We start from the raw sequence: 5,609 nt of genomic DNA on the forward strand, positions 1-5,609 counted from the left end.
CAAAAAGACAATGAGTAATAATAGCTGGGACGAGAAAATGAAAGACAATCTTTCGGAACTCAAAACATCTTATTACACCTATACTTTTGCAGAAAACAAAAGCATTTATAAATTTGAGCGTTGGAGTGAAAAAACAAGAATACCAAAATATCAAAAAGAAGCAGATGAAGAAAATATCTGGTATTTTGATTTTGCTACAAAAACGATGAATATTCAAAAACAAATAGCAAATACCAATTTCGTTATTTCTGATAGCATTGCCAACATAGAATGGAAAATTACCAACGAAAACAGAGAAATTGCAGGATATAATTGCCGAAAAGCTGTTGGAAAAATATTAGATGATGTTTATGTTTTTGCTTTTTATACCGACGATATTACCATTTCTGGCGGACCTTGTTCTGTAAATGGTTTACCAGGAATGATTTTAGGACTCACAATTCCTAGATTATACACATCATTTATAGCTACAAAAATAAATTTACAAGTTAGTAATACAGTCGAAATAAAACCAATTTCGTCCAAAAAAACATATAATTCTAAAGAATTACAAACGCTTTTAACGGAAAAAACAAAAGATTGGTTCGGTTATGGTGTTGATGAAGAGGAGAAAAAAAGACAAAAAAATATTTTTTTATGGAATGCTTTTTTGTAAAAAATTAAATACATATTTTTAAATAATCATCGTTAACTGAATTCGTTTTCTATCCTCATCAACCTCCGTGACTTTTACAGTAACATGTTGGTGCAACTTAACCACTTCATTTACATCACTCACAAAACCTGCTTTGAGTTGCGATATGTGAACCAAGCCACTTTCTTTAGTTCCAATATCGACAAAACAACCAAAATTGGTAATGTTGTTAACAATTCCTGGTAAAATCATGCCTGTTCGAAGGTCTTTTATTGTTTTTACATTGGGATCAAATTCGAAAACTTTGGCCGATTTTCTTGGATCTAATCCTGGTTTTTCGAGTTCTTTGATAATGTCTTTCAAGGTGAGTAAACCTATTTCTGGCGTGATATAATTCTCTGGTTTTATTAACGCTGTTTTTTCTTTATTGGCAATTAAATCATTTACAGAAAGTTTCAAATCTTTTGCCATTTTTTCTACAATTCCGTAGGCTTCTGGATGCACCGCCGAATTATCTAACGGATTTTTAGCATTCGAAATTCGAATAAAAGCTACTCCTTGTTGGTATGCTTTTTCGCCTAATCGAGGCACTTTCTTTAATTGTTTTCTGTCTTCAAATGGGCCATTTTCTGAGCGGTATTGTACAATATTTTCGGCTAGTTTTTCGCCTATTCCTGATACATAACTCAATAAATGTTTGCTGGCTGTATTAATGTTTATTCCTACCGAATTCACACATCGAATTACTGTATTATCTAACTCTTCTTTTAGTTTGGTTTGATCTACATCGTGTTGATATTGTCCTACTCCAATGGCTTTTGGGTCAATTTTTACCAACTCTGCCAACGGATCTGACAATCGTCTTCCAATAGAAACCGACCCACGAACCGTAACATCATAATTTGGAAATTCGTCTCTAGCAATTTTTGATGCCGAATATACCGATGCACCGGCTTCAGAAACTATGAAAACCTGAACTGGCTTATCGAAAGCAATTTTCTTGATAAAAAATTCTGTTTCTCTTGAAGCGGTTCCGTTACCAATTGAAATTGCATCGATATTATATGCGTTTACCATCGATTTTATCTTCTTCATCGCCATCGCAGTTTCATTCTGTGGTGCGTGCGGATAAATGGTTTCGTTGTACAACAAATCGCCTTTTTCGTCGAGACAAACTACTTTACAACCGGAACGAAATCCTGGATCGATGGCTAGAATTCGTTTTTCTCCCAAAGGTGGCGCTAATAAAAGTTGTCCTAAATTATTGGCGAAAACCTGAATCGAATTGGCATCGGCTTTAGCTTTAGCTTCTTGCAAAGCTTCGTTCGAAATCGCTGGGGTGAGCAATCTTTTGTAACTATCTTCAATCGCTAATTGCACATGAGAAATCGCAGAACTGTTGCTATTTTTGATGATAATTTCATCAATTAAATCATACGCTTCATCAATATCAACTTCGATTTTTAATTTGATAAATCCCTCGTTTTCTGCGCGTAACATAGCCAATAATCTGTGTGAAGCTGCTTTGGTTAAATTCTCACTCCAATCGAAATATTGACTGAATTTTTGTGCTGCTTCGTCATCTTTTTTAGATTTTGAAACCTTTGCGGTTATGGTAGCTTTTCGTTCGTATAATCTTCGCAATTGTTTACGAACATAAATATTTTCGTTAACCCATTCGGCAATAATGTCTCGTGCACCTTGCAGGGCAGCTTCTTCATTTATAATGTTTTCATTTAGATACTGTGTTGCTATAAAATCGACATCATCATTTTTTTGATCGATTATTATTTTTGCTAATGGTTCTAATCCGTTTTCACGAGCGACATCGGCTTTGGTTTTTTTCTTCTTTTTGTATGGTAAATAAAAATCTTCTATTTCTTGCAAATCGAAACTTTCAGAGATTTTTTTATTCAATTCTGGTGTAAGTGCTTTTTGCTCTTCGATCGATTTTAGAATCGCTTCTTTTCTTTTTACAATGACATCATATTCCTTGTTTAATTTTGCGATTTGTTCGATAAAAACCTCATCGAGATTTCCCGTGGTGTCTTTTCGGTAACGAGAAATAAACGGAATGGTACAATCTTCATTTAATAATTTTACAGTTGCTTCAATATTTTTTGGAGTCGTTGCAACTTGCTTTGCTATAAATTGTATGTTGGTCATCGAAAAATTTTAGATTTGTGATGTTAGATTTTAGATTTATCAAAAATAATATCTTTGTGCTTATTCAAAAAAATTATGTCGTTTATTTTAATTTATTTTTTAATCATTAATAGCATTGGATTTATTTTGATTGGTTATGATAAAAAAATGGCTGTTGCGAATCAATATCGAATATCTGAAAAAACACTTTTGTTAATTGTCTTTTTAGGAGGAATTATCGGTTCTGGATTAGCGATGCTTTTCTTTAGACATAAAACTTCAAAAATGTCTTATTTATGGAAGTTTTTTGGAATTATTGTCTTTCAGGTTTTGTTTTTTATTTTAATCCTGAACTATAAAGTCTTTTGAATCTTCTTTCTGATATTCAGGTTGAATATTGGTATGATTAATGTCGAATTTTTCTAATAAAACAGCTTCTATTTTTTCTAATAATATATTGAATTCGCTCATTTTTATATCTTCCGAACAATCTAAATGTGCCTCGAGATGCAATTCGTGGTCGTTAAGATGCCAAAGATGAATATGGTGTAATTTGTTTACGCCAGAAACTTTATGAACCTCGCGAACAAGCTCTTTAATATCAATATTAGATGGTGTAAAAAGCATTAACATTTTAGTAGATTCTTTTAGTAAATCATATCCAACATATATTAAATAAATAGCGATAACTAATGTTAAGACACTGTCTATCCAATACACTTGATATAATTTCATCAGAATTCCACCAATTAAAACCGTTACCGAAGCCATCATGTCGGTAAAAAGATGCACGTAAGCCGACTTCATATTAATGTTGTGATCTGCGTCTTTTTTGAGCATTAATGCCGAAATACCATTAACTGCAATTCCTAAAATTGACAACCAGATAACCAAATTTGATTTAATTTCATGTGGATTTGAAAATCGATGCGAAGCTTCAAAAATTAAATAAATAGCAACTATTATTAAAGTAATAGAATTCACAAAAGCGGCAATCAATTCGGCTCGTTTGTAACCAAAAGTTTGGTCTAACGAAGCTTTTCTTTTGGATAAAACATTGGCGATGTAACTAAAAATTAAAGTTAAAACATCTGAAAAATTATGTAACGCATCTGAAATAAGCGCTAAACTTCCTGACAATATACCACCAATAACTTGTGCAACCGTAATTACAATATTTAAAACTATTGTAAGTAAAAGGTTTTTACCTTGTACTTCGTGATGTGAATGGCTGTGGCTGTGAGACATTTTATACTTCTTAGATTTTTAGACATTAGACTTCTTAGATTATCGAACTTCTTATAAAATCTAAGAAGTCTAAAAATCAAGTTGTCTAAGTTGTCTTTATTAACAGCTGATTTTCCCAACTCGAGTAGCGTGTCTTCCTCCTTCAAAATCTGTAGTTATGAAAGCATCTACCATTTCTATAGCTTGCTGAATCGAAGTATATCGTGCAGGAATACTTATAATATTAGCATCATTATGTTGGCGAGCTAGAGCAGCAATTTCTTTTATCCAACACAAAGCAGCACGAATTCCTTGATGTTTGTTTGCAGACATCGCAATTCCGTTTCCGCTTCCGCAGATGATAATACCAAAATCAGCTTTTCCTTCAGCAACATCAAGGGCAACTTTATGACCAAAATCTGGATAATCGACACTATCAAAAGTATCTGTTCCGTGATTGGTTATAGTGTGTCCTTTTTGTTCTAAAAACTGAACAATCGCTTTTTTGTAATCTGGTCCTGCGTGGTCGTTTCCGATAGAAATTTTCATTGTAGTTGTGTTTGTGGTTACAAATTTAAGGAAAGAAATGTAGATTTGTTTTATTTCAGATTTGTTTCTTTAATAAAAAGAATGAAGTATAAGTTATTGAAAATCAATATATTTTACATAAAATTTACATTGTTAACAACAAAACGTAATTACTTGATGTTCAATTAATCTTAATTTAACAACTTTTGTTAACAACTTGGAATAGAAAAGTAGAACTTTTTTTTGGAAGTTTAAATTAAATTTGTAATCCAAAACCAAATCGAGAAAATCAACTTTAGTTTGCGTTTTTTTTATAAAAGTTATCTACCAAAAAAGTGTTGTTGTTAACAAAATTTAGATTTAAACTTATTTACAAAACCATCCTCTTTTAATTTATGAACCATTGTTAATAACTTTTTAAAATTAGTTATAAATGAAGCTTTTAACTATATGTTTATCTGTTAACAAATTGTTATAAAATTGTATAACTTACATATTGTGTGTAATTATAGAAAGTTATAGTAACTATTAACACGCTATAATAACCATCATGAAAATTTTAAATTTAATTTTTTCTTTTTGTAATATTTAATAAATGTTGACAAGTTTAAAAAAGAGACAAGAAGAAAGAGATAAGATTTAAGTAACTTTTGTTTCTTTCTTCTACTTATCTATTATTTTCTAATCTTCTCAAAAAGTTATATTTTCTTTAAATCTGAATTCTAAATTCTAAATTCTAAATTCTTATTCGTAAATTTCAACTTTATAAAAATGAATTATGAGTAAAATGCCAAAAAAGTTTGGAAAAAATGAGAAAGATTTCTCAACAAAGATTTTAAAAGTACTATCACAAAACGCGAATAAACCTTTTAATTATAAACAAATTTCAGCACTACTAGAAGTAGATGATACTAAAAGTAGAAACGAAATTATTAAGGATTTAAAAATCCTTGCTTCACAAAATAAGATTGTAGAAACTGAACCTGGAAAATATTTAGTAAAAGGAATTTCACAAGATTATTACGAAGGAAAAATAGACATGACTTCTCGAAGAACAGCTTATTTTGTTTGTCCT

The 5,609-nt window shown here is 30.9% G+C and carries 5 protein-coding genes and 1 pseudogene; 3 read left to right on the plus strand and 3 right to left on the minus strand.

What is annotated here, in order from left to right; genetic code table 11:
• A partial coding sequence (locus ACHZC3_RS01625; protein ID WP_394758130.1) for a GLPGLI family protein occupies positions 1-655 on the plus strand: 655 nt, incomplete at its 5' end.
• An 18-nt stretch (positions 656-673) separates the two neighbouring features.
• Here ACHZC3_RS01625 and ACHZC3_RS01630 read toward each other — a convergent pair.
• Positions 674-2,800 (minus strand): Tex family protein, encoded by a 2,127-nt coding sequence (locus tag ACHZC3_RS01630; RefSeq protein ID WP_394758131.1) that lies wholly within the window; start codon positions 2,798-2,800, stop codon positions 674-676.
• A 75-nt stretch (positions 2,801-2,875) separates the two neighbouring features.
• Here ACHZC3_RS01630 and ACHZC3_RS01635 point away from each other — a divergent pair, with 75 nt between their 5' ends.
• Positions 2,876-3,148 (plus strand): DUF1294 domain-containing protein, encoded by a 273-nt coding sequence (locus ACHZC3_RS01635; RefSeq protein ID WP_394758132.1) that lies wholly within the window; start codon positions 2,876-2,878, stop codon positions 3,146-3,148.
• On the opposite strand, the gene ACHZC3_RS01640 is transcribed toward ACHZC3_RS01635, so the two are convergent.
• Both ACHZC3_RS01640 and rpiB read right to left on the minus strand, forming a co-directional pair.
• Positions 3,122-4,027: a cation diffusion facilitator family transporter gene (locus tag ACHZC3_RS01640; protein ID WP_394758133.1), complete on the minus strand. Its 906-nt coding sequence runs from the start codon at positions 4,025-4,027 to the stop codon at positions 3,122-3,124. The genes ACHZC3_RS01635 and ACHZC3_RS01640 overlap by 27 nt on opposite strands.
• Positions 4,028-4,126: 99 nt before the next feature.
• The gene (rpiB, locus tag ACHZC3_RS01645) at positions 4,127-4,555 is read right to left on the minus strand and encodes a ribose 5-phosphate isomerase B (protein ID WP_394758134.1); all 429 of its coding nucleotides are present in this window, start codon (positions 4,553-4,555) and stop codon (positions 4,127-4,129) included.
• 757 nt (positions 4,556-5,312) lie between these two features.
• Between rpiB and ACHZC3_RS01650 the strand changes: the two are divergent.
• Positions 5,313-5,609 (plus strand): annotated as a pseudogene (locus ACHZC3_RS01650) (ribonuclease R); the annotation flags it as partial.

Source organism: Flavobacterium sp. (assembly GCF_043720215.1).
Classification (GTDB): domain Bacteria; phylum Bacteroidota; class Bacteroidia; order Flavobacteriales; family Flavobacteriaceae; genus Flavobacterium.

Excerpts from the sequence above, each read along its gene's own strand:
- ACHZC3_RS01630 (WP_394758131.1), bottom strand. The coding sequence starts at position 2,800 with ATGACCAACATACAATTTATAGCAAAGCAAGTTGCAACGACTCCAAAA.
- ACHZC3_RS01635 (WP_394758132.1), top strand. The coding sequence starts at position 2,876 with ATGTCGTTTATTTTAATTTATTTTTTAATCATTAATAGCATTGGATTT.
- ACHZC3_RS01640 (WP_394758133.1), bottom strand. The coding sequence starts at position 4,027 with ATGTCTCACAGCCACAGCCATTCACATCACGAAGTACAAGGTAAAAAC.
- rpiB (WP_394758134.1), bottom strand. The coding sequence starts at position 4,555 with ATGAAAATTTCTATCGGAAACGACCACGCAGGACCAGATTACAAAAAA.